At 69.3% G+C, this 26,034-nt stretch carries 25 protein-coding genes; 13 read left to right on the top strand and 12 right to left on the bottom strand.

Annotated features, from left to right (window positions below; genetic code table 11):
- Positions 1-6 precede the first annotated feature (6 nt).
- Positions 7-171: a hypothetical protein gene (locus tag ACWPN7_RS20885; RefSeq protein WP_160174793.1), complete on the bottom strand. Its 165-nt coding sequence runs from the start codon at positions 169-171 to the stop codon at positions 7-9.
- A 150-nt stretch (positions 172-321) separates the two neighbouring features.
- The gene (locus ACWPN7_RS20890; RefSeq protein ID WP_459195982.1) at positions 322-1,791 is read right to left on the bottom strand and encodes a sensor histidine kinase; all 1,470 of its coding nucleotides are present in this window, start codon (positions 1,789-1,791) and stop codon (positions 322-324) included.
- A 157-nt stretch (positions 1,792-1,948) separates the two neighbouring features.
- On the opposite strand from ACWPN7_RS20890, the gene ACWPN7_RS20895 reads away from it, so the two are divergent.
- Positions 1,949-2,281, top strand: coding sequence for a hypothetical protein (locus tag ACWPN7_RS20895; protein ID WP_038526210.1), 333 nt, complete (start codon positions 1,949-1,951; stop codon positions 2,279-2,281).
- An 82-nt stretch (positions 2,282-2,363) separates the two neighbouring features.
- Positions 2,364-3,809: a D-glycero-beta-D-manno-heptose-7-phosphate kinase gene (gene rfaE1 / locus ACWPN7_RS20900; RefSeq protein ID WP_459195981.1), complete on the top strand. Its 1,446-nt coding sequence runs from the start codon at positions 2,364-2,366 to the stop codon at positions 3,807-3,809.
- Between the two features lie 67 nt (positions 3,810-3,876).
- Here the strand turns inward: rfaE1 and ACWPN7_RS20905 are convergent, their stop codons facing one another.
- Entirely contained in the window at positions 3,877-4,035 is a 159-nt protein-coding gene (locus ACWPN7_RS20905) for an entericidin A/B family lipoprotein (protein WP_038526216.1), read from the bottom strand.
- A 124-nt stretch (positions 4,036-4,159) separates the two neighbouring features.
- Between ACWPN7_RS20905 and ACWPN7_RS20910 the strand changes: the two genes are divergently transcribed.
- The 3 genes from ACWPN7_RS20910 (at position 4,160) to lpdA (ending at position 7,378) form a co-directional block, all read left to right on the top strand.
- Positions 4,160-5,041 (top strand): alpha/beta fold hydrolase, encoded by an 882-nt coding sequence (locus ACWPN7_RS20910; protein ID WP_103039263.1) that lies wholly within the window; start codon positions 4,160-4,162, stop codon positions 5,039-5,041.
- An 84-nt stretch (positions 5,042-5,125) separates the two neighbouring features.
- Positions 5,126-5,770 carry a hypothetical protein gene (locus tag ACWPN7_RS20915; RefSeq protein ID WP_038526222.1) on the top strand — a complete coding sequence of 215 codons (645 nt, stop codon included), beginning with the start codon at positions 5,126-5,128 and terminating at the stop codon, positions 5,768-5,770.
- Positions 5,771-5,977: 207 nt separating this feature from the next.
- Positions 5,978-7,378: a dihydrolipoyl dehydrogenase gene (gene lpdA, locus ACWPN7_RS20920; protein ID WP_456524187.1), complete on the top strand. Its 1,401-nt coding sequence runs from the start codon at positions 5,978-5,980 to the stop codon at positions 7,376-7,378.
- Positions 7,379-7,458: 80 nt separating this feature from the next.
- Here lpdA and ACWPN7_RS20925 read toward each other — a convergent pair whose 3' ends face one another.
- The 3 genes from ACWPN7_RS20925 to fsa are packed head-to-tail and all read right to left on the bottom strand — an operon-like array spanning position 7,459 to position 9,812.
- Positions 7,459-8,418, bottom strand: coding sequence for a tyrosine recombinase XerC (locus tag ACWPN7_RS20925; RefSeq protein ID WP_137115023.1), 960 nt, complete (start codon positions 8,416-8,418; stop codon positions 7,459-7,461).
- Positions 8,419-8,431: 13 nt separating this feature from the next.
- Entirely contained in the window at positions 8,432-9,145 is a 714-nt protein-coding gene (locus tag ACWPN7_RS20930) for a DUF484 family protein (protein WP_038526230.1), read from the bottom strand.
- A gap of 10 nt (positions 9,146-9,155) precedes the next feature.
- A complete protein-coding gene (fsa, locus tag ACWPN7_RS20935) occupies positions 9,156-9,812 on the bottom strand; it encodes a fructose-6-phosphate aldolase (RefSeq protein ID WP_014239434.1) in 657 nt (218 codons plus the stop codon).
- 88 nt (positions 9,813-9,900) lie between these two features.
- Between fsa and ACWPN7_RS20940 the strand changes: the two genes are divergently transcribed.
- Both ACWPN7_RS20940 and ACWPN7_RS20945 read left to right on the top strand, forming a co-directional pair.
- Positions 9,901-12,159, top strand: coding sequence for a primosomal protein N' (locus tag ACWPN7_RS20940; protein ID WP_459195980.1), 2,259 nt, complete (start codon positions 9,901-9,903; stop codon positions 12,157-12,159).
- A gap of 159 nt (positions 12,160-12,318) precedes the next feature.
- Positions 12,319-12,822: a cache domain-containing protein gene (locus ACWPN7_RS20945; RefSeq protein ID WP_038526233.1), complete on the top strand. Its 504-nt coding sequence runs from the start codon at positions 12,319-12,321 to the stop codon at positions 12,820-12,822.
- A gap of 74 nt (positions 12,823-12,896) precedes the next feature.
- Here the strand turns inward: ACWPN7_RS20945 and ACWPN7_RS20950 are convergent, their stop codons facing one another.
- Positions 12,897-13,220 (bottom strand): hypothetical protein, encoded by a 324-nt coding sequence (locus ACWPN7_RS20950; RefSeq protein ID WP_035671444.1) that lies wholly within the window; start codon positions 13,218-13,220, stop codon positions 12,897-12,899.
- Positions 13,221-13,645: 425 nt separating this feature from the next.
- On the opposite strand from ACWPN7_RS20950, the gene ACWPN7_RS20955 reads away from it, so the two are divergent.
- The 6 genes from ACWPN7_RS20955 (at position 13,646) to ACWPN7_RS20980 (ending at position 19,739) form a co-directional block, all read left to right on the top strand.
- Positions 13,646-14,215, top strand: coding sequence for a F0F1 ATP synthase subunit delta (locus ACWPN7_RS20955; protein ID WP_038526237.1), 570 nt, complete (start codon positions 13,646-13,648; stop codon positions 14,213-14,215).
- Positions 14,215-15,744 carry a F0F1 ATP synthase subunit alpha gene (atpA, locus tag ACWPN7_RS20960; RefSeq protein WP_035671446.1) on the top strand — a complete coding sequence of 510 codons (1,530 nt, stop codon included), beginning with the start codon at positions 14,215-14,217 and terminating at the stop codon, positions 15,742-15,744. Before ACWPN7_RS20955 ends, atpA begins: the two co-directional genes overlap by 1 nt.
- Positions 15,745-15,816: 72 nt before the next feature.
- Positions 15,817-16,707, top strand: coding sequence for a F0F1 ATP synthase subunit gamma (locus ACWPN7_RS20965; RefSeq protein ID WP_038526240.1), 891 nt, complete (start codon positions 15,817-15,819; stop codon positions 16,705-16,707).
- Between the two features lie 69 nt (positions 16,708-16,776).
- On the top strand, positions 16,777-18,216 hold the full coding sequence (gene atpD, locus ACWPN7_RS20970; RefSeq protein ID WP_014239441.1) for a F0F1 ATP synthase subunit beta: 1,440 nt from the start codon (positions 16,777-16,779) through the stop codon (positions 18,214-18,216).
- Between the two features lie 90 nt (positions 18,217-18,306).
- A complete protein-coding gene (locus ACWPN7_RS20975; RefSeq protein ID WP_103039260.1) occupies positions 18,307-18,720 on the top strand; it encodes a F0F1 ATP synthase subunit epsilon in 414 nt (137 codons plus the stop codon).
- 200 nt (positions 18,721-18,920) lie between these two features.
- Positions 18,921-19,739, top strand: a complete 819-nt coding sequence (locus tag ACWPN7_RS20980) for an acyl-ACP desaturase (protein WP_038526243.1) — start codon at positions 18,921-18,923, stop codon at positions 19,737-19,739.
- A 61-nt stretch (positions 19,740-19,800) separates the two neighbouring features.
- Here ACWPN7_RS20980 and ACWPN7_RS20985 read toward each other — a convergent pair whose 3' ends face one another.
- The 5 genes from ACWPN7_RS20985 to gpmI are packed head-to-tail and all read right to left on the bottom strand — an operon-like array spanning position 19,801 to position 26,002.
- A complete protein-coding gene (locus ACWPN7_RS20985; protein ID WP_038526246.1) occupies positions 19,801-20,298 on the bottom strand; it encodes an RNA pyrophosphohydrolase in 498 nt (165 codons plus the stop codon).
- A gap of 5 nt (positions 20,299-20,303) precedes the next feature.
- Positions 20,304-21,554 carry a divergent polysaccharide deacetylase family protein gene (locus ACWPN7_RS20990; protein WP_459195979.1) on the bottom strand — a complete coding sequence of 417 codons (1,251 nt, stop codon included), beginning with the start codon at positions 21,552-21,554 and terminating at the stop codon, positions 20,304-20,306.
- 16 nt (positions 21,555-21,570) lie between these two features.
- Complete coding sequence (locus ACWPN7_RS20995) at positions 21,571-22,983, bottom strand: S41 family peptidase (protein ID WP_038526251.1); 1,413 nt, start codon at positions 22,981-22,983, stop codon at positions 21,571-21,573.
- Entirely contained in the window at positions 22,984-24,423 is a 1,440-nt protein-coding gene (locus tag ACWPN7_RS21000; RefSeq protein WP_081862853.1) for a murein hydrolase activator EnvC family protein, read from the bottom strand.
- Between the two features lie 13 nt (positions 24,424-24,436).
- Entirely contained in the window at positions 24,437-26,002 is a 1,566-nt protein-coding gene (gene gpmI, locus ACWPN7_RS21005; protein ID WP_459195978.1) for a 2,3-bisphosphoglycerate-independent phosphoglycerate mutase, read from the bottom strand.
- Positions 26,003-26,034: the final 32 nt, after the last annotated feature.

The raw sequence follows: 26,034 nt of genomic DNA on the forward strand, positions 1-26,034 counted from the left end.
TGGGGGTTATTCCTGCTCGCGCTGGCGGGCGATCTGCTCGTCCATGTGGTTGTAGTGCTTTGTGACCATCATGAAGATCGTCCCGATGCAGCCGATGGCCAGCAGCCAGCCGCCATAATAGAACGCCGTGTCCGCCGCGCGCGACGCCGCCAGCAGGCCGATGAATGCCATGAAGCCCAGGATCCCCCCGGTGATCCACTTGCCCGTGCCTTCCAAAGTCCCGTTCCCTTCCTTCGCTGCCGGTCCCGCGCGGGGCGTGCGCCCGGCGGGAAGCCGACGGGTTGACCGTGCCGCGAATTCTGGTGGAGCGGGCGCCGGAAATCAATCCGGGATGGGCGAATCCGATGTGGGCATTTCGCCCACCCGGCCGGCTTCCTCCACGACGATCCCCGGGGGAAGCTCCAGCGCGAAGACGGTGCCCGCCGCGGTGCTCTCCACCAGCCGCAGGTCGCCGCCATGGGCGCGCAGCACCTCCCGCGCGATGGCGAGGCCCAGCCCGACGCCGCCCGCTCGCGCGGAGCCGGCGAAGGGCTGGAACAGGTTGTCCCGCGCCCGCGGCGGCAGGCCCGGCCCGTCGTCGCTCACCAGCAGGAGCAGCCCGCCGCCGGGCCGCGTCTCCACCATCACCGTCACCGCTCCGGCCCCCGCCTGCGCCGCGTTGCGCCCCAGATTGACCAGCGCGCGGGAGAGCTGGGCGGCGTCGGCGCGGACGGTCAGCCCCTCCGGCACCCGGTTGTTCCAGCGCAGCTCCACCCGTTCCCCGTCCGGGCGCACGACATCCGGGCGCAGGGCGGCCAGCGCGGTGGTCCCGGCCTCCTCGACCAGCGGGCGCAGCGGCACCGCGGTCCGCGCCAGGGGCAGCAGGCCGTCGCGGGTGTAGGTCATCGTCTGGCCGCACAGCTCCACCGCCCGGTCGATGGAGGCCATCAGCCGCGGCGTGACCCGCCGCACCTCCGGATCGGCGCTCTCGGCCAGCCGCTCCGACAGCAGGGCGGCGGTCGACAGGATGGCGCGCAGGTCGTGGTTGATCTTGGCGACCGCGGTGCCCAGCGCGGCCAGCCGTTCCCGCTGGCGCAGCGCGCTGCGGATGGTGGCCTGCATGTCGGCCAGTTCGCGCTCCGCCACGCCGATCTCGTCGGTGCGGGCGCTCGGCTGGAAGGGCGGGGTGCCGTCCGGGTCGCGGCGGATGGCGACCAGCCCCTCGGTCAGGCGGCGCATCGGCCGCACCAGCAGCTGGGTCAGCGAGACGAAGACCAGAACCGCCGCGATCAGCGAGATCGCCACCGACAGCGCCAGGATGCGGCCCGAGAAGTCGATCATCGCCTGGATCATTGGCCGCTCGTCCATCACCATGTCGACCTGGAAGGCGGGGTCCTTGGGCGACGGCCCGATCACCCGGATCACCCGGTCCCGCCGCTGGGCCAGCGCCATGAAGGCGTCGGCGGTCAGCCGCGGCGCCATGGCGGCGCGCAGGTCGAAGACGGCGTCCACCGTCGGCGGCATGGAGCGGGACAGCATGTAGACGCGGCTGTCCGGCCGGATCAGCTCCACCGCGTGGGCGCCGACATGGGCCAGCAGCTCGTTCTGAAGCTCCATCGCCACCATCATGTCCGGCGTCGCCTCCACCGACAGGGCGGCGAGATGGGCGGCGGCCAGCCGCTCCTCCAGATAGGTCAGGCGGTAGCGGGCGATGGACGGCGTGTAGATCAGCACCTCGGCCAGCAGGACGAACAGCACGGTCAGCACCAGCAGCTTGGCCGACAGGCTGCGCGTCACGGAGGGCAGGGGCATGGGAGGGATGTCCGGATGCAGGGGATGCCGGAAGATAGGGCAGGCCGCCGTGATTGCCCAGCCGGTGCCGGGCCGGTGCGGGGTTTTGTCCGGTTGAGGGCGCGGTGCCGGGGGTCCATACTGGAACCTCCGAGCAGCCCGAAATGGAGGGCAGGCCATGTCCATCCTGAGATTCGAAGCGGTTTTGCAGACCGACCGGACCGCCGCGCTGATGGCGACGACCGACGGCATCACCGGCAACGGCGGCTGGATCGTCGACCACACGCTGTTCTCCGACGTGATGGCGGTCATCGCCTTCTGCGTTCCCGCCAACCGCACGACGGCGCTGGGCGAGGCGCTGGCCGCCGCCGGCATCCTGGTCAGCCCGCCGCTGCCGCCCTCCCTTCCGGGGACCGGCGAGGCGGCGGAGCGGGAGTTGCAGGGGCAGTTGACCCTGACCTTCGCCAAGGGCACCGGCGATCTGCGGCACGAGGTCCCGGCCTTCGAATGACGCCTTCGAATGACCGCCGCGCTCCGTCCGGGGCTGCGCTCTCCTCTGGCGCGCCACTTCCAAGATTGGTAGTAGAACCGGCATGAGCGACCTTGCCCGTCACATCGACTCCCTGTCCCGCGCCAGCGTGCTGTGCGTCGGCGACGTCATGCTCGACCGATTCATCTACGGGTCGGTCGACCGCGTGTCCCCCGAAGCGCCGATCCCCGTTCTGCGGATCGAGCGCGAGACGGCCATGCTCGGCGGCGCCGGCAACGTGGCCGCCAACGTCATGGCGCTGGGCGCCGGCTGCCGCTTCGTGTCGGTGGTGGGCGAGGACGCGGCGGGGCTGGAGCTGGTCCGCCTCGTGGCGAAGGAGACGGGCGACGGCGGCGGGCTGGTCGCCGAGCCGGGGCGCCAGACCACGGTCAAGACGCGCTTCATTGGCGGCCGCCAGCAGCTCCTGCGCGCCGACGCCGAAACCATCGCCGCCATCGCGTCGGAGGAGGAGGTGATGGTCGCCGCCCGCACCGGCCTGCTGACGGTGGGTGCGGTGATCCTGTCCGACTACGGCAAGGGCGTGCTGACCGACGCTTTGGTGGCGCAGCTCATCCTGGCGGCGCGGGAGGCCGGGGTGCCGGTGGTGGTCGATCCCAAGGGCGACGATTTCGGGCGCTACCGCGGGGCCAGCGTCATCACGCCCAACCGCAAGGAGCTGATCCAGGCGACGGGGATGCCCGCCGACAGCGACGCCGAGGTCGAGGCCGCCTGCCGCTTCCTGCTGGAAACCTGCGGCATCGACGCGGTGGTCGCCACGCGCAGCGAGCGCGGCATGTCCGTGGTGACCCGCGATGGGGCCACCCATTTGCCGGCCAATGCGCGCGAGGTGTTCGACGTGTCGGGCGCCGGCGACACGGTGGTGGCGACGCTGACCTCCGCCCTGTCGGTGGGGGTGGAGCTGACCGACGCGGCGCGGCTGGCCAATCTGGCCGCCGGGATCGTGGTGGGAAAGGTCGGCACCGCGGTGGTCCGCGCGCCGGAGCTGCTGTCCGCCCTGCACGAGCAGGAATGGCGCAGCGGCGAGGAGAAGGTCGACACGCTGGAGCAGGCCGTGGAGCGGGCGGCGCGCTGGCGCGCCCGCGGCAAGCGGGTGGGCTTCACCAACGGCTGCTTCGACCTGCTGCACCCCGGCCATATTTCGCTGCTGAACCAGGCGAAGGCCGCCTGCGACGTGCTGGTGGTCGGGCTGAACAGCGACGCCTCGGTGAAGCGGCTGAAGGGCGAGACGCGCCCGGTGCAGACCGAAACGGCGCGGGCGACGGTGCTCGCCTCGCTGGCCTGCGTCGATCTGGTGGTGATCTTCGGCGAGGACACGCCGGAGGAGCTGATCCGCGCCCTGCGGCCCGACGTGCTGGTGAAGGGGGCGGACTACACCGTCGCCACGGTGGTCGGCGCCGGCTTCGTGCAGAGCTACGGCGGAAAGGTCGTGCTGGCCGACCTCGTGGACGGCCAGAGCACGACCAACACCATCAAGCGCATGCAGCGCTGAACGCTGGGATGCGGAAATCGGGGCGCCGACCGCCCCGGCTTGCGGCCGGGGCGTCCACGCCACGCGATCACATCTTCTTCTGGACGCTGTCCGACGAGCGCTCCACGGCGCGGCCGCCCGCCTGCACGTCCTGCCCCATGCCTTCGACGGTGTTGCAGGCGGCGAGGCTGGTGGTCAGGGCGGCACCCAGGGCGGCGAAAAGGACGAGCTTCTTCAGGCTACGCATGGCATTTTCCTCTTGAGGTCGAAAACAATCGGCTGAAAAACGCGAGAAACCCGCCAAAGGTTTCCGAAGCCTCGCCGTGCGGAAGGACAGTTCTCCACACTCAAACGGATAGGGGAGGGCGCGCATGTTCGAAGGGTTCACCCGCCACCGCATCGCCACCGACGGCGCCGAGATCCACACGCTGGTCGGCGGGGAGGGGCCGCCGCTCCTTCTGCTTCATGGGTTTCCGCAGTGCCACGCCCTGTGGAACCGGGTCGCGCCGCGGCTGGCCGAGCGCTTCACCGTGGTGCTGACCGACCTGCGGGGGTACGGCCAATCGTCGAAGCCGCCGGGCGATTCCGCGCACGAGACCTACTGCAAACGCGCCAACGCGCGCGATCAGGTGGCGGTGATGGCCGCGCTGGGCTTCGACCGCTTCCGGCTGGCCGGGCACGACCGCGGCGCGCGGGTGGCCCACCGGCTCGTCCTTGACCATCCCGACCGGGTCGAGCGCGTCGCTTTCCTGGACGTGGTGCCGACGCTGGAGGTGTTCGCCCGCATCGACCAGCGCATGGCGACCGCCTATTACCACTGGTTCTTTCTGATCCAGCCCAACAATCTGGCGGAACGACTGATCGGGTCGGACCCCGACTTCTACCTGGGGCAGGTGCTCGGCTCGATCGGCAGCAGCGCCGACATCTTCGAGCCGGAGGCGATGGAGGCCTACCGCGCCGCCTTCCGCGACCCCGCCACCGTCCATGCGATGTGCGAGGATTACCGCGCCGCCGCCAGCATCGACCTGGAGCACGACCGCGAGGACCGCGCGGCGGGGCGCAAGGTGGAAGGACCGGCCCTGTTCCTGTGGGGCCGCAACAGCGCGGTCGGGCGTCTCTACGACGATCCGCTGGGCATCTGGCGCGGCTACGCCCCGGCCATCGGGGGCCATGTGATGCCCGCCGGCCATTTCATCCCCGAGGAGGCGCCGGAGGAGACGGCACGGGCGCTGCTGGATTTCTTCTCCGGCTGATCCTCACGCCGCGCATCGCGGAACCGTCCCTGTGCCGAGGCCCGGACCTTCGTCCGGCCCGGCATCGAGGAAGGAGACACCACCATGCGCTGCCAGCAGTTTTTGACCACCATCCAGGGCTGCGTCGCCAACGGCACCATCAATGGCCCGCGGGCCACGGTGCTGGCCCAGAACGCCAACATCCGCGGCGGCTGGGAGGGCTGGCTCCAGGCCGAGATCGCACATGGTTTCCTGAACGTCGCGGGCAATTGGACCTGCGACCGGGAATGGGCCTATCCGTCCACCAACGCCGCGAATCCCTACCTGACCTACACGACGGTCGGCGGCCCGGCCTGGGGAGTCTCCAACAACGCCAACGCCGCCGCCCGCGCCGACTTCTACCTGCGCCGCAACGCCGGAGTGGCCGACGACGTCTACATCGAACTGAAGTGCATCCTGCCGGCTCACGCCACGCCCCTCCAGGACGCCTGGAACCGCTTCAACGCCGACGTCGTGAAGCAGCTGACCCTGCGCGGCGGCAACGCCGGCCTGAACTACGTCTCGCTCCTGGCGACCTTCGGCACTTTCCAGGCCGCGGACGTGGCGGGACCCAACCCGAACCTCGGCTGGTACTGGGCGGGCGGGCGCACCGCCTATGTGTACGATGTGGCGAACAATCAGGTCACCACCCTGGCGAACGTCGCCCAGGGCGGCGCCCCGCGCCTGTTCCTGGTCGCCGTTTCGGTGTGATGCGACCGGGGCGCGAGCCCCGGTTCCGTCCTTTTCAGCACGGGTTCCGGCAGTTCCCATGCCGGTCGTTCAACCCGGCATCCCTCCCCCCGGACGAACTGTCCCGTTGCCAGTTGGCGTGAGCGGCGGCATAAATCGGCGCGCGGCCCTCCCCGCTGGACGGGAAGGCTTTTGGCAAACACAAAAATGGCGGAAGGAAAGCCCCCAATGGCTGAAAGCACTTTCGACGTCGTCGTGGTTGGCGGCGGTCCCGGCGGGTATGTCTGCGCGATCCGTGCGGCGCAGCTCGGTTTCAAGGTCGCCTGCGTCGAGAAGCGCAGCGCGCTGGGCGGCACCTGCCTGAATGTGGGCTGCATCCCCTCCAAGGCGCTGCTCGCCGCGTCGGAGAAGTACGAGGAGGCCAAGCACGGCCTCGCCAAGTTCGGCATCAAGGTCGGCGGCGTCGAGCTGGACCTGCCGGGCATGCTGTCCCACAAGGACAAGGTCGTCAAAGAGAACACCGGCGGCATCGAGTTCCTGTTCAAGAAGAACAAGATCGCCTGGCTGAAGGGTGCCGGCCGCATCACCGCCCCGAACACCGTCGAGGTCGAGGGCATCGGCACCATCACGGCGTCGAAGGCCATCGTCATCGCCACCGGCTCGGAAGTCACCCCGCTGCCGGGCATCGAGATCGACGAGCAGAAGATCGTCTCCTCCACCGGCGCCCTGGAGCTGCCGGAGGTGCCGAAGCGCCTCGTCGTCATCGGCGGCGGCGTGATCGGTCTTGAGCTGGGCTCGGTATGGGGCCGCCTCGGCGCGCAGGTCACCGTGGTCGAGTTCCTGGACCGCATCCTGCCGACCATGGACGGCGAGGTGTCCAAGCAGATGCAGCGCATCCTCGGCAAGCAGGGCATGACCTTCAAGCTCGGCTCCAAGGTCACCGGCGCCAAGGTCACCAACACCGGCGTCACCCTGTCGGTCGAGCCCGCCGCCGGCGGCACCGCCGAAGAGATCGAGGCCGACGTCGTGCTGGTCGCCATTGGCCGCCGCGCCTACACCAACGGCCTGGGCCTCGACACCGTCGGCGTGGAGATGGACAACCGCGGCCGCGTGAAGATCGGCAAGCATTTCGAGACCAACGTGCCGGGCATCTACGCCATCGGCGACGTGGTCGAAGGCCCGATGTTGGCCCACAAGGCCGAGGAGGAGGGCGTTGCGCTCGCCGAGCTGCTGGCCGGCCAGGCGGGCCACGTCAACCACGACCTCGTCCCCGGCGTCGTCTACACGTGGCCGGAAGTGGCCGCGGTCGGCAAGACCGAGGAAGAGCTGAAGGCCGCCGGCGTCGCCTTCAAGGCGGGCAAGTTCCCCTTCACCGCCAACGGCCGCGCCCGCGCCAGCGGCACCACCGACGGCTTCGTGAAGATCCTGGCCGACGCGCGCACCGACAAGGTGCTGGGCGTCCACATGGTCGGACCGAACGTGTCGGAGATGGTCGGCGAACTGGCCGTGGCGATGGAGTTCAGCGCGTCCGCCGAGGACATCGCCCGCACCTGCCACGCCCACCCGACCCTGTCGGAAGTGACCAAGGAAGCCGCCCTCGCCGTGGACGGCCGCGCCCTGCACATCTAAGGCGCGTCTTTCTCCTCTCCCTCCCCTGCGAAGCGGGGGAGGGCCGGGGAGGGGGCAAAGCACCTCTCACCCTCCGAACTTTACGGCGTCTTCTTCGCCCGCGGGTGCGCCGAGCGGTACACCTGCATCAGCTGCTCGCTCTCCACGTCGGTGTAGCGCTGCGTCGTGGACAGCGAGGCGTGGCCCAGCAAATCCTGGATCGCCCGCAGGTCGCCGCCGTCCGCCAGCAGATGCGTGGCGAAGCTGTGCCGCAGCGCGTGCGGCGTCGCGGTCTCCGGCAGCCCCATCAGGCGGCGCAGATCGCGCATCCGCCGCTGCGCGATGGCCGGAGCGAGCTGCCCGCCACGCACCCCGACGAACAGCGGCGCCTCCGGACCCTGTTTGTAGGGGCAGGCGTCCATGTAGGCCCGCACCGCCTCCGTCACCGCCGGCAGCACCGGCACGATCCGCTCCTTGTTGCCTTTGCCGGTGACGCGCAGCGTCTCACCCAGCGGCGCCTCGCGGCGCGTCAGGTTCAGCGCCTCCGAGATGCGCAGGCCGCAGCCGTAGAGCAGCGTGAACAGCGCCCGGTCGCGCTTGCCGACCCACGGCTCGTCCGGCTCCTTCTCCGATTCCTCCAACAGCCGGTCGGCGTCCAGCACGGTCAGCGGCTTCGGCGCCGGGCGCTTGATGCGCGGGCCGGAGAAGGTGTTGATCGCCGGGTTGTGCAGCCGCCCGTCGCGGTCCAGCCAGCGGAACAGGTTGCGCACCGACGACAGGGCGCGCGACCGGCTGTTGGAGCCGATCCCCTTCATGGCGAGGTGGGACAGCCAGGAGCGGAAGTCGGTGACGGTCAGCGCGGCAAGGTCGTTCATCGACGGTGGCTTGGCCTGATAACCGGTGATGAACTCCAGGAAGGTCGCGACGTCGCCGATGTAGGCGGTCAGCGTGTGGGGCGAGACGTTGCGCTCGCTCTCCATCCAGCGGCGCCAATGGACCAGCGTGTCCTGCACGTCGGGCTGGGCGGCGAAGCCGAGGACGGGGTTCTGTTTTCCGGTCATGCGCTCTTGCGGTTCAGGCCGGCAGTTCGAGCCAGCCGCGGATCACCCGCTCGACCACGCGGGCGAGGAAGCCGACCAGTTCGGTGCCCTGGCCGCTGTGGAAGCTGTCCGGCTCGCGGCTGCCGAAGGCCAGCATGCCGTCCGGCGTCTCGCTGGACACCTGGAGGCGGATCAGAACCTCCGACCGGACCAGCCCGGCGCCGGGGCCATACAGCTCCGGGTCGCCCTGGATGTCGGCGTTCAGCGCCACGTCGGCCTTGCCCAGCCAGCGGTCGACGGTCCCCGGCTCGACCACCCGCACGCCGGAGGTCTGGACATGCGGGGTGTCGTGGCCGTTCGACTCGACGATTAGGCAGGCGACGTCCAGGTCGAGCAGCACCGCCAGATCGGTGGTGATGGTCTGGATGAGCTGCTCGAAACTCTGCGCGTCGAGGAGGAACAGCACCGCCGCGTGGATGCGGTTCTGGCTGTTCATGTTGGCGCGCGAGGTGCCGATCAGCTCGCGCTGCTGGTCCTTCAGCAGGCGGACCTCGCCGCGCAGCCGCTCGACCATGTAGGCCTGCAAATCCACCACCCCGCGACCGCGGTCCTGGGACGGCGGGGTCAGGTGGTGGACCAGATCGCCGTGATGGACCAGGAAGTCGGGATGGTCCCGCAGGTAGGCGTGCACCTCCTCGGCGGTCGGCGCGTCCTTCCCGTGGGGGGTGTGTCCCGGCTCCCGGCCCATGCTGCCGTCCTCAGAGGATGGACTGGCCGGTCTTCTGCCAGTCGGCGACGAACTGGGCGAGGCCCTTGTCGGTCAGCGGATGGTTGAAGAGCTGCTTCAGCACCGACGGCGGGGCGGTGACGACGTGGGCGCCCAGACGGGCGGAGTCGACGATGTGGATCGGGTTGCGGATCGAGGCGACCAGCACCTCGGTCTTGAAGTAATCGTAATTGCTGTAAATCTCCACGATGTCGGCGATCAGGCCCATGCCGTCCTGCCCAATGTCGTCCAGGCGGCCGACGAAGGGCGACACGAAGCTGGCGCCGGCCTTGGCGGCCAGGATCGCCTGGGCCGGGGAGAAGCACAGCGTGACGTTGACCATCGTGCCTTCGGAGGACAGCGCCTTGCAGGTCTTCAGGCCGGCCGGGGTGAGCGGAACCTTGACCGTGACGTTGTCGGCGATCTTGGCAAGCTTCTTTCCTTCCGCCAGCATGGTCTCGAAGTCGGTGGAGGCCACCTCGGCGCTGACCGGGCCGTCCACCACATCACAAATTTCGGCCACGAGGTCGAGGAAGCTGCGACCGGTCTTGGCGACGAGGGAGGGGTTGGTGGTAACACCGTCCAGCAGGCCGGTGTCGGCCAGATCGCGGATCTCGGCGATGTCGGCGGTGTCAACGAAGAACTTCATGACCTGGAATCCATGCTTGCTGAGGAAGACCGTGCCCTGTTTCCCGGGATTCGCTGCCCGGCGTCGCGGCCAGGGGGCACTCTAGCCGATGCGTGAAAATTCCGCCAGATCCGGGGCCAAATCCGGTTCCGGAGATTCAGCGCAGGCGCTTCTGCCGGGCACGGTGCCGGTGGACGCGGACCCGCGCGTCCGCGTGCTTCTGCCCCTGCCGCTGCGCGAGGCCTACGACTACCGCGTGCCCGCCGGGATGACCCTCGTCCCCGGCGACTATGTGGAGGTTCCGCTGGGACCGCGCCGCGTGCTGGGGGTGGTGTGGGGCGACGGCGCCGGAGTGGTGGCGGCCGCCCGGCTGAAGCCGGTGGTCCGCCGCTTCGACGTGCCGCCGATGCCGGAGGTCGAGCGCAAGTTCGTGGAGTGGGTCGCGGCCTACACCATGACGCCGCCGGGCCATGTGCTGCGCATGGCGATCAGCGTGCCCTCGGCGCTGGAGCCGGCGAAGGCCATGCTCGCCTACCTGCGCAAGCCCGACGCGGAGCCGCCCCCCGGCTTCAAGATGACCGACCCGCGGCGGCGCGTCCTCGCCCTGCTGGACGACGGCCCGCCGCGCACCCCGGCGGAGCTGGCGGAGGAGGCCGGCTGCGGCGTCACCGTGGTGCGCGGGCTGGCCGAGGCCGGGCTGCTGGAGCCGGTGCTGCTCCAGCCGACCAAGCTCGGGCGGCCCGACTGCCACCGTCCCGGCCCCACCCTGTCCGCCGACCAGGAGGCCGCGGCGGCGGACCTGCGCGCCCGCGTCGAGTCCGGCGTCTATTCCACCGTGCTGCTCGACGGGGTCACCGGCTCCGGCAAGACGGAGGTCTATTACGAGGCGATCGCCGCCGCCCTGAAGGCGGGCAAGCAGGCGCTGGTGCTGCTTCCGGAAATCGCCCTGTCGGCGCAGTGGCTGGAGCGCTTCGCCCGCCGCTTTGGCGCGCCGCCGGCGGAATGGCATTCCGAACTGACCGGGGCGCAGCGCCGCGACACTTGGAGGGCCGTGGCCAACGGCGAGGTGCCGGTGGTGGTCGGCGCCCGCTCCGCCCTGTTCCTGCCCTACAAGAACCTCGGCGTCATCATCATCGACGAGGAGCATGACTCCGCCTACAAGCAGGAGGAGGGGTCGATCTACCACGCCCGCGACATGGCCGTCGCGCGGGCGCACATCGGCGGCATTCCCACCGTGCTGGTCTCCGCCACGCCGTCGCTGGAGACCAAGGTCAACGCCGACAGCAACCGCTACGCCCGCATCGAACTGCCGGGCCGCCACGGCGGCGCCGTGCTGCCCGACGTCGAGCTGGTGGACCTGCGCAAGGACCGGCCGCCGGCCCGCCACTGGCTGGCCCCGTCGCTGAAGAAGGCCATCGAGCAGACGCTGGCGGAGAAGGAGCAGGTGATGCTGTTCCTCAACCGCCGCGGCTACGCCCCGCTGACTCTGTGCCGGGCCTGCGGGCACCGGCTGCAATGCCCCAACTGCACGGCGTGGCTGGTCGAGCACCGGCTGGCCCGCAAGCTCCAGTGCCACCATTGCGGCTTGTCGCAGCCGCTCTCCCCGACCTGCCCGGAATGCGGCGAGGAGGGCACGCTGGCGGCCTGCGGCCCCGGCGTGGAGCGCATCGCCGAGGAGGTGGCGGAGCTGTTTCCCGACGCCCGCGCCGCCATCATGGCGTCGGACACGCTGTTCGGCCCCCGCGCCATCCAGGAGATGGTCCGCCGCATCGCCGACCACGAGCTGGACATCCTGATCGGCACCCAGGTGATGGCGAAGGGCCACCATTTCCCCATGCTGACCCTGGTTGGGGTGGTCGATGCCGACCTCGGGCTGGCTGGCGGCGATTTGCGGGCGGGGGAGCGGACCTACCAACTCCTCCATCAGGTGGCCGGGCGCGCCGGGCGCGGCGAGCGGCCGGGGCGGGTGATGCTGCAGACCTACATGCCCGAGCATCCGGTGATGCAGGCGTTGGCCGCCGGGGACCGCGACGGCTTCTACCAGCTGGAGGCGGAGATGCGGCTGGAGGCCGGGATGCCGCCCTTCGGACGGCTGGCCGCCCTGATCGTGTCGGGTGAGGACGCGGCGGCGGTGGAGAAGCTGTCCATTGCGCTGGGCCGCGCTGCGCCGCGCAGCGACACCGTCGCCGTGCTGGGGCCGGCCCCGGCGCCGCTGGCCCTGCTGCGGGGCCGGCACCGGCGGCGCCTGCTGCTGAAGGCGCCGCGCACCGTCCAGGTGCAACCCCTGATCGCCCAGTGGCTGGAGCAGGTGGACATTCCGCCCAACGTGCGCGTGCAAGTGGACGTGGATCCCTACAGCTTCCTGTAGAGATGCGGTGCCCGCTAAGAAACGTCGGACTCCTGTAAAGGGGGGCTGCGACCGATTGTCCCTGCGCGCTCCGCAAGGCACCTGTGACGTTTGGTCCGTTGCGGCCGGCGGGTCATGGTATTACCAGAGTATGGAAGTCATCTTTCGCCGAGCGATCTCATGTCCAGGCTGCGCGGTCGTTTCCACCTCCCTACCTTGCTGACGGTTCTCCCGGTTCTCGCGCTGCTGGCGATCATCGCCCTGGCGGCGGGCGTGCCCGCCCAGACCCGGGGGACGGAATCGGACGCCAAGGCGCTGCTCGACAAGACCAGCGGCTATCTGCGCCAGCACGGCGCGGAGGGCGCGGCGGACGCCTTCGCCCAGCGGGACGGCGCGCTGATCGACCGCGACCTCTACCCGATGCTGATCGACCGCGACGGCGTGATGGTGGCCCACGGCTGGACGCCGTCGCTGAACGGCGTGAACCTCAAGGACCTGAAGGACGTCGACGGCAAGCCCTTCATCCAGGAGGCGCTGGACATCGTGGCGGAGCGGGATTCGGGCGCCGTCAGCTACAAATGGACGGACCCGCTGTCGGGCCAGATCGCGCCGAAGACGATGATCGTGCGCCGCATCGTCCTGGGCGGCGAGCCCTATCTGCTGTCGGTCGGCGTCTATCGCTGACCGGGTTCCCCGGTGGGCGATCCGGCGGGTCGGCGGCGACCGAATCGGACTTTTCCGAAGGGTGAAAAAGAGGCTCAGAGCACCGAAACGGAGCGGTCGGCCCGCGGGCGGGGGCGCCAGATCGACAGGCATTCGGCGGCGCTGCTTCCCGACCCGATGCCGTACCAGCCGGAGCGGTCGTTGAAGGACAGGCTGTAACGCCCGCGCCCGTCGCGCTCGAACCGGAAGACGGGACGGTCCACGCCGGGCAGGAGGACGAGGAGCCGGTCATGCTCCCGGCCCGTTTCGCGGATGACCCCGGCCCAATGGCCAAGGCGCAGCTTCGGATCGGCCACCGCCTCGAACTCGTTGAGGTCGGCGGGGGTGAAGCGGGCGCAGGAGAAGGCGACGACGGTCATGATTGGCCTGGGTTTGTCCTGTCAGACGGGCTGTGAGGCGACCGTGCGCGTGAATGGTTAAACGGGTGTTAAACAGGGCGTTAGGTCACAGTCTGGTCTCTGGACCGCCGCGGAACGGGCTTTGGAAATCCGGCCTCGGGAAGGGCCGCGGAGAGGGCAGGTCCTTCAGATGGCAAGGTGATCCGTTGCGGTTGTGAAGTGGTATGCCCATTTCCAGCGCCCGCCGCCAAGAACGGACCCCACGCCGCAGGGGCGCAAAACGCCGCACTCACCCCGCGCGCAAATTGTCCAGACCCCGTTGCGCAGGGCCTAATCCTGTGATATTGGACCGCTCGCTTTCGCGGGCTGGGCCGCCGCGATGTGGGTGTTGCCCTATTTAAGGCCCTGAAAATTCACCGTCTACCGAACTCAATTCGAGGGATCAGGTGGCAATCGAAGGTACAGGCGTTTCCGAACTCGCTACGCGCTACTCCATCGCGCTGTTCGAGCTTGCGGACGAGAACAAAGCGTTGGATCAGGTCGCGAGCGATCTGGTTGCGCTGAAGCAAATCCTGGCTGAGAGCGCCGACCTTCGCCGCCTCGTCCGCAGTCCCGTGATCAGCCGCGCCGACCAAGGCCGGGCGATGGCCGCGGTTCTGGACCGCGCCGAAGTGTCCGATCTGACCAAGCGCTTCATCGGGCTGGTGGCCAAGAACCGCCGCCTGTTCGCGCTGGAAGGCATGATCGAAGGCTATCTCGCCGAACTGGCCCGCCGTCGTGGCGAAGTGACCGCCCAGGTCACCTCGGCCCAGCCGCTGAGCGACGCTCAGCTGGCCGCGGTCACCGACGCGCTGAAGGCGTCGATCGGCTCCAAGGTGTTGATCAACACCACGGTCGATCCCGCGCTGATCGGGGGCATGATCGTTAAGTTCGGCTCGCGCATGGTCGACACCTCGGTGCGCACGAAGCTGAACAAATTGCAACTCGCCATGAAGGCCTCAGGGGGATCAGTCTGATGGATATCCGCGCCGCAGAAATCTCTGCGATCCTCAAGCAGCAGATCGCGAATTTCGGGACCGAGGCGGACGTCGCCGAGGTCGGTCAGGTCCTCTCCGTGGGTGACGGCGTCGCCCGCGTGCACGGCCTGGACAACGTGCGCGCCGGCGAGATGGTCGAGTTCCCCGGTGGCATCAAGGGCATGGCGCTGAACCTCGAGACCGACAACGTCGGCGTCGTGATCTTCGGCACCGACAGCGAGATCAAGGAAGGCGACACCGTCAAGCGCACGGGCACCATCGTGGACGTGCCGGTCGGCAAGGGTCTGCTGGGCCGCGTCGTGGACGGCCTGGGCAACCCGATCGACGGCAAGGGCCCGCTGGTGGACGTCACCCGCACCCGCGTCGAGGTCAAGGCCCCCGGCATCATCCCGCGCAAGTCGGTGCACGAGCCGATGCAGACCGGCCTGAAGGCCGTCGACAGCTTGGTTCCGATCGGCCGCGGCCAGCGCGAGCTGATCATCGGTGACCGCCAGACCGGCAAGACCGCCGTCGTCATCGACACCTTCCTGAACCAGAAGCCGATCAACCAGGGCGACGACGAGAGCAAGAAGCTCTACTGCATCTACGTCGCCGTCGGTCAGAAGCGCTCCACCGTCGCCCAGATCGTCAAGACCCTGGAAGACGCCGGCGCCCTGGAATACTCCATCGTCGTCGCGGCCACCGCGTCGGAGCCGGCCCCGCTGCAGTTCCTGGCGCCCTACACCGGCTGCACGATGGGCGAGTACTTCCGCGACAACGGCATGCACGCCCTGATCGTGTACGATGACCTGTCCAAGCAGGCCGTCGCCTACCGTCAGATGTCGCTGCTGCTCCGCCGTCCGCCGGGCCGCGAAGCCTACCCGGGCGACGTGTTCTATCTCCACAGCCGCCTGCTCGAGCGCGCCGCCAAGATGGGCGACGCCCACGGCAACGGCTCGCTGACCGCCCTGCCGGTCATCGAGACGCAGGCTGGCGACGTGTCGGCCTACATCCCGACGAACGTGATCTCGATCACCGACGGCCAGATCTTCCTCGAGACGGGCCTGTTCTATAAGGGCATTCGTCCGGCCATCAACGTCGGCCTGTCAGTGTCGCGCGTCGGCTCCGCCGCCCAGATCAAGGCGATGAAGCAGGTCGCCGGCACCATCAAGATGGAGCTGGCCCAGTACCGCGAGATGGCCGCCTTCGCGCAGTTCGCCTCGGACCTCGACGCCGCCACCCAGCGCCTGCTGGCCCGCGGCGCCCGTCTGACCGAGCTGCTGAAGCAGCCGCAGTTCCAGCCGCTGCCGGTCGAAGAGCAGGTCGTGTCGATCTTCTCGGGCGTGAAGGGCTACCTCGACAAGATCAAGGTCGAGGACGTCAACCGCTTCGAGCAGAAGTTCCTCGCCGAGGTCCGCTCCAAGGGGGCCGACATCCTGGCGACGATCCGCAACGAGAAGCAGATCACCTCTGCGACCGAGGAGCGCCTGAAGGCCTTCCTCGACAACTTCTCCAAGGTGTTCGTCTGATCGACGGCGGGGGCGCAGTCCCTGCGCCCCGTCCGTCAACCCGAACGACCCCGAGCGGAATGAAGGGCCGGCATGCCTAACCTCAAGGACCTAAAGAACCGGATCGCCAGCGTCCAATCGACGCGGAAGATCACCTCGGCGATGAAGATGGTCGCCGCCTCCAAGCTCCGCCGTGCGCAGGAGCAGGCGGAAGCCGGTCGTCCCTACGCCGAGCGCATGGGCCGCATGCTGGCCTCTCTCGCGGCCAACGTGCAGGACTCGGGCAACGGCCCGAAGCTGATGACCGGCACCGGTTCCGATCAGGTGCATCTCCTCGTCATCATCAGCTCCGACCGCGGCCTGTGCGGCGCCTTCAACGGCGCCATCGTCCGTGAGTCCCGCCGCCAGATCCTGCGCCTCCAGTCGGAAGGCAAGACGGTCAAGCTGCTCACCGTCGGCCGCAAGGCCCGCGACCAGCTGCGCCGCGAGTTCGGCTCGCTGATCGTCGAGACCTACGAGGATGTGGGCCGCCGCAAGCTGTCCTTCGCCGACGCCGACGTCGTCGCGCAGAAGGTTCTGGCGATGTACGACGCGGGCGAGTTCGACGTCTGCTCGGTGATCTTCAACAAGTTCAAGTCGGCGATCTCCCAGATCGTGACCGTCCAGCAGCTCGTTCCCTTCGCCGTCGAGGCGCAGGCGGACGAGGACGCCGCGGGCGCCGAGGTCAAGGCGATCTACGAGTTCGAGCCCGACGAGGAGCAGATCCTCGCCGAGCTGCTGCCGCGTAACCTGTCGATCCAGGTTTATCGCGCCCTCCTGGAAAGCGCCGCGTCCGAACAGGGCGCCCGCATGACCGCGATGGACAACGCGACGCGCAACGCCGGCGACATGATCAACAAGCTGACGATCACCTACAACCGCACGCGCCAGGCCTACATCACCAAGGAGCTGATCGAGATCATCTCCGGCGCCGAGGCGGTTTAACGGCGCAGCGTTCGCGGTCGATACGACGGCACATCCGACAATTATCGAGTTCCGAGGGAGCTTTACTCCATGGCCACCACCACCCAGGCGACGAACGCCGTCGGCAAGATCACGCAGGTCACGGGCGCCGTTGTCGACGTCCAGTTCGACGGCGAGCTGCCGGCCATTCTGAACGCTCTGCACACCCAGAACGACGGCAAGGTCCTCGTGCTCGAGGTCGCCCAGCACCTCGGCGAGAGCACCGTCCGCGCCATCGCCATGGACAGCACCGACGGCCTGGTCCGCGGCGCCGAAGTGACCGACACCGGCGCCCCGATCGCCGTGCCGGTCGGCCCGGCCACCCTCGGCCGCATCATCAACGTGATCGGTGAGCCGATCGACGAGCGCGGCGACGTCGGCGCCGAGCGCACCCTGCCGATCCACCGTGCGGCCCCGGACTTCGTCGAGCAGTCGACGGACGCCGAAGTGCTGATCACGGGCATCAAGGTCATCGATCTGCTGGCCCCCTACGCCAAGGGCGGCAAGATCGGCCTGTTCGGCGGCGCCGGCGTGGGCAAGACCGTGACCATCATGGAGCTGATCAACAACGTCGCGAAGGCGCACGGCGGCGTGTCCGTGTTCGCGGGCGTGGGCGAGCGCACCCGTGAGGGCAACGACCTCTACCACGAGATGATCGAGTCGGGCGTCATCAAGCTCGACGGCCCGGGCTCCAAGGTGGCCCTGGTGTACGGCCAGATGAACGAGCCGCCGGGCGCCCGCGCCCGCGTCGCCCTGTCCGGTCTGACGCTCGCGGAATACTTCCGCGATGAGGAAGGCCAGGACGTGCTGTTCTTTGTGGACAACATCTTCCGCTTCACGCAGGCCGGTTCGGAAGTGTCGGCTCTGCTGGGCCGCATCCCGTCGGCGGTGGGTTACCAGCCGACGCTGGCCACCGACATGGGCGCCCTGCAGGAGCGCATCACCTCCACGAAGAAGGGGTCGATCACCTCGGTGCAGGCCATTTACGTGCCCGCCGACGATCTGACCGACCCGGCCCCGGCCACCTCCTTCGCCCACCTGGACGCCACCACGGTGCTGTCGCGTTCGATCGCCGAAATGGCGATCTTCCCGGCGGTGGACCCGCTGGACTCGACCAGCCGCATCCTGGACCCGCGCGTCGTCGGCGAGGAGCACTACACCGTCGCCCGTTCGGTGCAGCGCGTTCTGCAGACCTACAAGTCGCTGCAGGACATCATCGCGATCCTGGGCATGGACGAGCTGTCGGAAGAGGACAAGCTGGTCGTGGCCCGCGCCCGCAAGATCCAGCGCTTCCTGTCGCAGCCGTTCCATGTCGCCGAGGTGTTCACCGGCACCCCGGGCGTGCTCGTCAGCCTGGAAGACACCATCAAGGGCTTCAAGGGCATCGTGAACGGCGACTACGACCATCTGCCGGAAGCGGCCTTCTACATGGTCGGCACCATCGACGAAGCCATCGCCAAGGCGAAGAAGCTGGCCGCCGAAGCCGCCTGATAAGGGTCGGCTGACGTTCGGTAACGAGGCTAACCCTCTCCTCCGCCCACGCGGGGGAGGGGGTTCTTATGAAGAGGCACCAGGAAACCCATGGCCGATAAAGTCGAATTCGAGCTGGTCTCTCCGGAGAAGCTGCTGACCTCGCAGCCCGTCGACATGGTCGTGGTGCCGGGTTCGGAAGGTGACTTCGGCGTCCTCGCCGGCCACTCGCCGATGATTTCGACCGTCCGTCCGGGCGTGATCGACGTCTACGAGGCCGACCGCGTGGTCGACCGGGTGTTCGTCGCCGGCGGCTTCGCCGAGGTGACCGAGACCCGCTGCACCGTCCTGGCCGAGGAGGCCATCGCGGTCTCCGAGATCGACCGCGCCAAGGTCGAGCAGCAGATCCGCGACCTGGGCGAGGATCTGGAAGACGCCAAGTCCGACGACGAGAAGGCCCGCGTGGAGGCGAAGATCGCCATCGCCCGCGCCAAGCTCGACGCGACCGGCGCGACCACGCACTGACACCGGGCACGGCCCGGCGGCGGCGACCGCCGGCTGGGCCGTTTCCGTTGCATTGCGCCATCGCAGCCATACATAGTATCCCGCAAGGGATCGAACGCCTCCCGGCCCGTCCGTCGAGGCGTTTTTGTTTTTATGGTCCTGTTCTCCGTCAGAGCGTGGAACAACCGGCCCGGAACGGCGGCCAGCAGCGGGAGTGGAGTGTGGCGTTGCACTGGAAATACGAAGAGCTTCCCTGGGATCAATTGGACCACAGCAAGGTCGATCCCGATCTCGTCCCGCTCATCAAGGCGGCGGCCCTGGTGGAGTTCAACGCCGACGACTACACGGCCTATCTCTGCAACGTCTTCCACGACGATCCCGAGTTCCAGGAGGTTGCGCACGGCTGGGCGGTCGAGGAGGTCCAGCACGGCCGCGCGCTCGGCAAATGGGCGGAGCTGGTCGATCCGAGCTTCGACTTCGACCGGGCCGTCGAGCGCTTCCGCGCCGGCTACAAGGTGCCGATCGACCTCGACGCCTCGGTCCGCGGCTCGCGCACCGGCGAGATGATCGCCCGCTGCATGGTCGAGACGGGCACCAGCAGCTACTACGCGGCCATCGGCGACTCGACGGACGAACCGGTCCTCAAGCTGATCTGCAAGAACATCGCCGCCGACGAGCTGCGCCACTTCAAGCTCTTCTACACCTACACGAAGAAGTATCTGGAGCTGGAGCAGCTCAACAAGTTCCAGCGCCTGAAGGTCGCGCTGTCGCGCATCGGCGAGTCGGAGGACGACGAGCTGGCCTACGCCTACTACGCGGCCAACGCGCCGGAGGGCGAACCCTACGCGCACAAGACCTACAATCAGGCCTACATGCGCCGCGCTTACGGCCGCTACCGGCCCAAGCACGTCGACCGCGCGGTGGCGATGGTCTTCAAGGCCTGCGGGCTGAAGCCGCACACCCGCTTCTACAGCGTCGCCGCCCGTGGCGCCTGGTGGCTGATCGAAAGCCGCGCCAAGCGGCTGGCGAAGGTCGCCTAACAGCTGGCGAAGGTCGCCTAACAGCTGGCGAAGGTCGCCTAACAGGAAGAACGCGGCGGGGTCAGCCCCGCCGCAGCGCCGCGATCACCGGGGCGAATTCCGCCAGCACCGACTCGTAGACCGGGCGCTTGAAGGGCACGATCAGGCCGGGCAGATCGTCAGCATCGACCCATTTCCAGGCGTCGAACTCGGGATGCTCGGTGGCGAGGTCGATGTCGGCGTCCAGGCCGGTGAAGCGGGCGGCCAGCCAGACCTGCTCCTGACCACGCCAGCGGCCCTTCCAGACCTTGCCCAGCAGATGATCGGGCAGGTCGTAGCGCAGCTTCTCCGCCGTCTCACCGAGGATCTCGGCCTTGTCGGTGCCGATCTCCTCCTTCAGCTCGCGCAGGGCGGCCTCATGCACGCCCTCGCCCTCGTCGATGCCGCCCTGGGGCATCTGCCAGGCGTCCTTGCTGTCGCAGCGCCGGGCCACGAAGACCTGCCCGCGGTCGTTCAGCAGCATCACGCCCACGCAGGGGCGGTAGGGGAGGGACTCGCGGTCGATAGGCTTCTTGCTCATGCGCCTTATTGCTTCTGCATGTTGGCCACGGCGGAGACCGGCACGATGGCGATGCCACGGTCGGCCAGCCCGGTGAGCCACAGGTTGATCCGTTCGATGGTGCTGGGGTAGGGCGCACCGATGCCCACCGCGGCGCCGTTGGCCTTGGCGATGGTCTCCAACTCGGCGAGCTGGTCGTCGATGGCGCCGCGCGACAGGTCGCGGTCGATCACCCGGTCGGCGAAGGCCCGCGGCACGCCCGCCTGACCCGCCAGTGTTCCGGCGACGCTGCGCGGGTTGGCGCGGGCGTCCAGCACCATCAGGCCGCGCGCCTTCATCGCCGCGACGACCGGGTTCACTGCGTCGGGGTTGGTGGTGAATTTGCTGCCCGTGGTGCTGGTGATGCCGACATAGCCGGCCGCCTTGCCCAGCGACCATTCCAGCCGCTCCATGTTGCGCTCAGGCGGCAGCATGGTGAGAAGGGCGTTGGGGCCGGGATCGTTGCGCGGGTAGTCCTGCGGCTCCATGGGGATGGAGAGCATCACCTCGTGCCCCTTGCCGCGGGCACGCTCGACCCAGTTGTCCAGCCGCTCGGCGTAGGGCACGAAGGCCAGCGTGATCGTCGGCGGCAGCTTCTGCAGGGCATTGCCGGTGGTCACGCCGGAGATACCCATCTCGGCCAGCACGATGGCAATGCGCGGCCGGCGGTCGGCGGCGGGGAAGGGGCGGGCGTAGACCTGCCAGGGCTTGCGCCCGTCTTCGGCGATGCGCGGCAGCGGCCCGTTGCGTGAGTCCTCCACCAAGCCGGGGACCGGCGCCGGCGCCAGGGTGACCGGCTCATTCACGACCACGGCGAAAGGCGGCGGAGGCGGTGCGACCGCGGCAGGGGGCGCAGCCACCGCTGGAGCGGCGGCCGGAGGAGCCGGCTGGACGGGAACGGCCGCCGCTGCGGCGGGCGGTGCCGCTGGCGGTGTTGGCGCTTGCGCGCCCTTCACCGCCACCTCGACGCTGGGGATGGCGGCCTGCCACGCCTCGGTGGTGTGCTCTGCGTTCATCGCCAGCCAGCCGGCCAGCCCGCCCAGCCCGAGGGCCAGCACGGCGTAGGCGCCGAGCAGCCTCTTGGCGAGGGGTGACAGCGGGCGGCGCTCCTTGCGCGCGCGGGGAGCGTCGTCCGAATCGCCGCCGCCTTTTCGGCGCCGGAGGCGGGCCAGCAGGCCGGGTCCGGAACGTTCCCGTTTCGCGGGCTTCAGGCGGCCCAGCAGGGCGGCAGCGTTCACGGACCCGTCACTCCCCTCAGTGCGCGCGGGCCTGGAACAGGGCGACGCCCCGCAGCAGGTCGAGCGCGCGGGCCAGCTGGTAGTCGAAGGGCGGCTGGTTGGGCGCGCCTTCGCCGTTCTCCGCGGACGGCGCCGCCGGGGCGTTGCCGTTGGCGGGGGCCGGCGTCGCACCCGGCGCGGGGGCCGGAGCCGCCCCGGGAGCCGGTGCGTTGCTGGCGCCCGGTGCCGGGGCCGGCTGGGTGGTGGCCGGGCGGGGGGCGTCCGGGTTGCGCAGCGCGCCGCGCAGGTCGCTCTCGCGGCGGCGGATCAGACCCTGGTCGGTCTCCTCGACGCGGGCCGGGTGCACCTCGATGTCCGGGGTGATGCCCAGCGCCTGGATCGACTTGCCCGACGGCGTGTAGTAGCGCGCCGTGGTCAGACGCATGGCGCCGTGGCCGGGCAGCGGGATGATCGTCTGGACCGAGCCCTTGCCGAAGGACTGGGTGCCAAGGACGAGCGCCCGCTTGTGGTCCTGCAGCGCGCCGGCGACGATCTCCGAGGCCGAGGCCGAGCCGCCGTTGACCAGCACCACGATCGGCAGTCCCTTGGCAAGGTCGCCGGGCTTGGCGTTGTAGCGCGTGCCCTCCTCGGCCTTGCGGCCGCGGGTGGAGACGATCTCCCCCTTCTCCAGGAAGGTGTCGGAGACCGAGACCGCTTGGTCGAGCAGGCCGCCGGGGTTGTTGCGCAGGTCGAGGACGTAGCCCTTCAGCTTGTCGCCCAACTGCTGCTGGATCGAGGCGATGGCCTTCTCCAGACCCTGCTGCGTCTGCTCGTTGAAGCTGGTGATGCGGACGTAGCCGATGTCGCCCTCGGTGCGGTAGCGGACCGACTGCACCTTGATGACGGCGCGGGTCAGCGTGACCTCGAACGGCTCGCCGGCCTCGCCGCGGCGCACGGTGACCTTGATGTCGCTGCCCACCGGGCCGCGCATCTTCTCCACCGCCTCGTTCAGCGACAGGCCCATCACGGCCTCGCCGTTGAGCTGGATGATCAGGTCGCCCGGCTGCAGCCCGGCGCGGAAGGCCGGCGTCTCGTCGATGGGCGACACGACCTTGATCAGGCCGTTCTCCATCGTCACCTCGATGCCCAGCCCGCCGAACTCGCCGCGGGTCTGAACCTGCATGTCCTGGAAGCTCTTGCGGTTCAGATAGCTGGAATGCGGGTCGAGCGAGGTGAGCATTCCGTTGATGGCGGATTCGATGAGCTGCTCGTCCGTCGTCGACTCGACATACTCGGCGCGCACGCGCTCGAACACGTCGCCGAACAGGTTGAGCTGGCGGTAGGTCTCGGAACTGTTGCCGGTGCTGTTCACCTGCGCGGTGACGGTGGCGACGCCGGCCCCCAGAAACACCAGGGCCGCGGCGGTGGCGGCACGCTTGACTATCCTCATCTACCCTTGTCCTTTCCCCTCCGGGGCGCCGAAACCGCGCTGTGGATTGATCGGCTGTCCGTGACGTCGAAGCTCGAAGTAAAGATCGGGTGACCCGTCGGCGGGCATCAGGCCGATGGGTTCCCCCGTGGCCACGCGCCGTCCGACGGCCGTGTCGATGCGGCCAAATCCAGCGATGAGACTATGATATCCGTGGCTGTGTTCCACGATCAAGATTTGGCCATAGCCGCGGAACGGCCCGGCGAAGACGATCGTTCCGGCCTGCGGTGACACCACCGTCGAGCCGGCGCGGGCCTGGATGGTGACGCCCCGGCTGGTCGCGCCGTAGCGGTCGGCCTCGCCGTAGCGGACGGTCACCCGGCCGCCCACCGGCAGGCGTTCCCCGGCGGGCGGGCTGGGCGCGGCGCGGGCGGTTTCCGTCTCGGCCCTGGCCCGCTGTTCGCTAGCCCGCTGGTCTGCGGCCCGCTGTTCGGCGAGTTTCTGTTCAGCCTGCCGTTGCTCCGCCGCTTTCTGTTCCGCCAGCTTCTGCTCGGCTTGTCTCTGCTCCGCGGCCCGTTGCTCGGCGAGCCGGCGCTCGGCTTCGCGGCGCTCCGCCTCCAGCCGTTCGGCCTCGCGCTTGGCCGCCATGGCGGCAGCGGCACGGCGTTCGGCCTCGATGCGGTCCATCAACTGGCGCAGGTCGGCGGCCTGACCGGTCAGGCGGGCGGTGCGCTGGGCGACCTGCTGCCGCTCCTCCTCGGTCTGGCGCGACAGCTCCTCGCGCCGGGCGACGAGCTGGCCGATCTCCTTCTGGCGGTCGATCAGGGTGAGGCGGGCGGCGTAGGTGCGGCTGCGCTGGGCTTGCAGCGTCTCGCGCGTCTCGGCCAGCCGCGTCAGCGCCTGGGCCAGCGCGTCGGCGCGGGCGCGCAGGGCCGGCACCGTGTCGCGCAGCAGCAGGGCCGAGCGCAGCGTGTCCACCGGCCCGTCCGGGCGGGCCAGCGCCGCTTCCGGGGGGATGCGGGCGACGCGCTGCAGGGCGGCGAGCAGGGCGGCGATCTGCTGCCGCTCGCCCTCCAGCTTTTCGGCCTGGTTGCGCTCCTGCGTCTCCAGCGCGGTCAGGGACTCCTCAAGATGGGCGAGTTCGTCCTCCTGCGCCCGCTCCTGATCGGCCAGACCGACCAGCCGGTCGCGCAGCTCGTCCAATTCCTTCTGGAGCGTCTGCGACTGGCGGTCGAGCTGCCGTTGCAGGGCCTTGTCGGTCTGGAGATCCTGCTCCACCCGCTTCAGCGTCTGGCCGGGGGACTCGGTCTGCGCCGTGGCGGCGGTGGAGACAACGAGAAGGGTGGCGGTCAGCAGGGCCGGCCGCCAGAAAAACGCCCGTCTCCGCCCGGCGCCTTGCGGAACGGAGACGGGGAGGGGGAGCAGAGCAACACCCGCCGGATGATCGCGCCCTGCGCCCATGCCCGGTTCCGCCTTATTCCGCGGCGGCCCGCGCGCTGGCGCGGTCGATCAGGCTCTTGCCGGTCATCTCCGCCGGCTGCGGCAGCTTCATCAGGTCGAGCAGCGTCGGGGCGATGTCGGCCAGACGCCCGCTGCGGATCGCCGACACCCCGGCGGGGCCGTTCACCAGCACCAGCGGCACCTTGTCCAGCGTGTGGGCGGTGTGCGGGCCGTTGGTCTGCGGGTCCTTCATCAACTCACAGTTGCCGTGGTCGGCGGTGACCAGCATCACGCCGCCCTGGGCGCGCACGGCGGCCTCCAGCCGGCCCAGGCTGACGTCCACGGCCTCCACCGCCTTGATGGCGGCGGACAGGATGCCGCTGTGGCCGACCATGTCGGGGTTGGCGTAGTTGATGACCACCAAATCGTATTTCCCGCTGTCCACGGCGACGACGACCTTGTCGGTCACCTCGGCTGCGGACATCTCCGGCTGGAGGTCGTAGGTCGCGACCTTCGGCGAGGGCACCAGGATGCGGTCCTCGCCGGGGTATACGCGCTCCTCGCCACCGTTGAAGAAGAAGGTGACGTGCGGGTACTTTTCCGTTTCGGCGATGCGCAACTGGGTCAATCCGGCCTCGCTGACCACTTCGCCCAGCACCTTGGTCAAGGATTTCGGCGGAAAGATGGTCGTCATCAGCTTGGCGAGCGTCGACGAGTACTCGACCATGCCGACGGCGGCGGCCAGCTTCGGGACCGAGGCGCGCTCGAACCCGTCGAAGGCCGGGTCGACGAAGGCGGCCAGGATCTCGCGGGCGCGGTCGGCGCGGAAGTTCGCCATCAGGATGGCGTCGCCGTCCTTCATGCCGGTGTAGCCGTCGATGACGGTCGGCAGGATGAACTCGTCGTGGGTGCCGGCGGCGTAGCTCTGCTCGATGGCCTGGATCGGGTCGGCGGCCGTCTCGCCCTCGGCGCTCACCAGCGCGGCGTAGGCCTTGGCGACGCGGTCCCAGCGCTTGTCGCGGTCCATGGCGTAGTAGCGCCCGCTGACCGTGGCGACGTTGACGCCGGGCAGGGCGTGCACGTCAGCCATGAACTCGGCCATCTGGTCCTTGGCGCTCTGCGGCGGCACGTCGCGGCCGTCGGTGAAGGCGTGGATCTCGACCGGGACGCCCTCATGGGCCAGCACGCCGGCCAGCGCCGCGATGTGGTCCTGGTGCGAATGGACGCCGCCCGGCGACAGCAGGCCCAGGATGTGGCAGCGCCCGCCCGAGGCCAGCAGCGTCTTGGCGAGGTCGTTCAGCGCGGCGTTGCGCTCCAGCTCGCCCTCGACGATGGCGTGGTCGATCATCACCAGATCCTGGCGGACGACGCGGCCGGCGCCCAGATTCATGTGACCGACCTCGGAGTTGCCCATCTGGCCCTTGGGCAGCCCGACCTCCTCCTCGCTGGCCTCCAGGAAGGCGCGGGGCTCCGACGACCACAGCCGGTCCCAGTTGGGCGTGTTGCCCTGCGCGATGGCGTTGTCCTCGCGCTCCTCGCGGTAGCCCCAGCCATCCAGGATGCACAGCACTACGGGTCGGGGACGATTGGTCTCGGTCATCACGCTCCTCATACGCCTGTCACGGTCGGGTT

The sequence above is a fragment of the Azospirillum sp. UENF 312511 genome, assembly GCF_058780635.1.

Bases quoted from the DNA above. Each gene is read 5' to 3' on its own strand.
- ACWPN7_RS20915 (WP_038526222.1), top strand. From the start codon at position 5,126: ATGCGCTGCCAGCAGTTTTTGACCACCATCCAGGGCTGCGTCGCCAAC.
- lpdA (WP_456524187.1), top strand. From the start codon at position 5,978: ATGGCTGAAAGCACTTTCGACGTCGTCGTGGTTGGCGGCGGTCCCGGC.
- atpA (WP_035671446.1), top strand. From the start codon at position 14,215: ATGGATATCCGCGCCGCAGAAATCTCTGCGATCCTCAAGCAGCAGATC.
- ACWPN7_RS20950 (WP_035671444.1), bottom strand. From the start codon at position 13,220: ATGACCGTCGTCGCCTTCTCCTGCGCCCGCTTCACCCCCGCCGACCTC.
- ACWPN7_RS20930 (WP_038526230.1), bottom strand. From the start codon at position 9,145: ATGGGCCGGGAGCCGGGACACACCCCCCACGGGAAGGACGCGCCGACC.
- ACWPN7_RS20940 (WP_459195980.1), top strand. From the start codon at position 9,901: ATGCGTGAAAATTCCGCCAGATCCGGGGCCAAATCCGGTTCCGGAGAT.
- atpD (WP_014239441.1), top strand. From the start codon at position 16,777: ATGGCCACCACCACCCAGGCGACGAACGCCGTCGGCAAGATCACGCAG.
- ACWPN7_RS20910 (WP_103039263.1), top strand. From the start codon at position 4,160: ATGTTCGAAGGGTTCACCCGCCACCGCATCGCCACCGACGGCGCCGAG.
- ACWPN7_RS20925 (WP_137115023.1), bottom strand. From the start codon at position 8,418: ATGACCGGAAAACAGAACCCCGTCCTCGGCTTCGCCGCCCAGCCCGAC.
- ACWPN7_RS20975 (WP_103039260.1), top strand. From the start codon at position 18,307: ATGGCCGATAAAGTCGAATTCGAGCTGGTCTCTCCGGAGAAGCTGCTG.
- ACWPN7_RS20945 (WP_038526233.1), top strand. From the start codon at position 12,319: ATGTCCAGGCTGCGCGGTCGTTTCCACCTCCCTACCTTGCTGACGGTT.
- ACWPN7_RS20890 (WP_459195982.1), bottom strand. From the start codon at position 1,791: ATGCCCCTGCCCTCCGTGACGCGCAGCCTGTCGGCCAAGCTGCTGGTG.
- ACWPN7_RS20905 (WP_038526216.1), bottom strand. From the start codon at position 4,035: ATGCGTAGCCTGAAGAAGCTCGTCCTTTTCGCCGCCCTGGGTGCCGCC.
- ACWPN7_RS20885 (WP_160174793.1), bottom strand. From the start codon at position 171: ATGGCATTCATCGGCCTGCTGGCGGCGTCGCGCGCGGCGGACACGGCG.
- ACWPN7_RS20995 (WP_038526251.1), bottom strand. From the start codon at position 22,983: ATGAGGATAGTCAAGCGTGCCGCCACCGCCGCGGCCCTGGTGTTTCTG.
- ACWPN7_RS20895 (WP_038526210.1), top strand. From the start codon at position 1,949: ATGTCCATCCTGAGATTCGAAGCGGTTTTGCAGACCGACCGGACCGCC.
- ACWPN7_RS20965 (WP_038526240.1), top strand. From the start codon at position 15,817: ATGCCTAACCTCAAGGACCTAAAGAACCGGATCGCCAGCGTCCAATCG.
- rfaE1 (WP_459195981.1), top strand. From the start codon at position 2,364: ATGAGCGACCTTGCCCGTCACATCGACTCCCTGTCCCGCGCCAGCGTG.
- gpmI (WP_459195978.1), bottom strand. From the start codon at position 26,002: ATGACCGAGACCAATCGTCCCCGACCCGTAGTGCTGTGCATCCTGGAT.
- ACWPN7_RS20985 (WP_038526246.1), bottom strand. From the start codon at position 20,298: ATGAGCAAGAAGCCTATCGACCGCGAGTCCCTCCCCTACCGCCCCTGC.
- ACWPN7_RS21000 (WP_081862853.1), bottom strand. From the start codon at position 24,423: ATGGGCGCAGGGCGCGATCATCCGGCGGGTGTTGCTCTGCTCCCCCTC.
- fsa (WP_014239434.1), bottom strand. From the start codon at position 9,812: ATGAAGTTCTTCGTTGACACCGCCGACATCGCCGAGATCCGCGATCTG.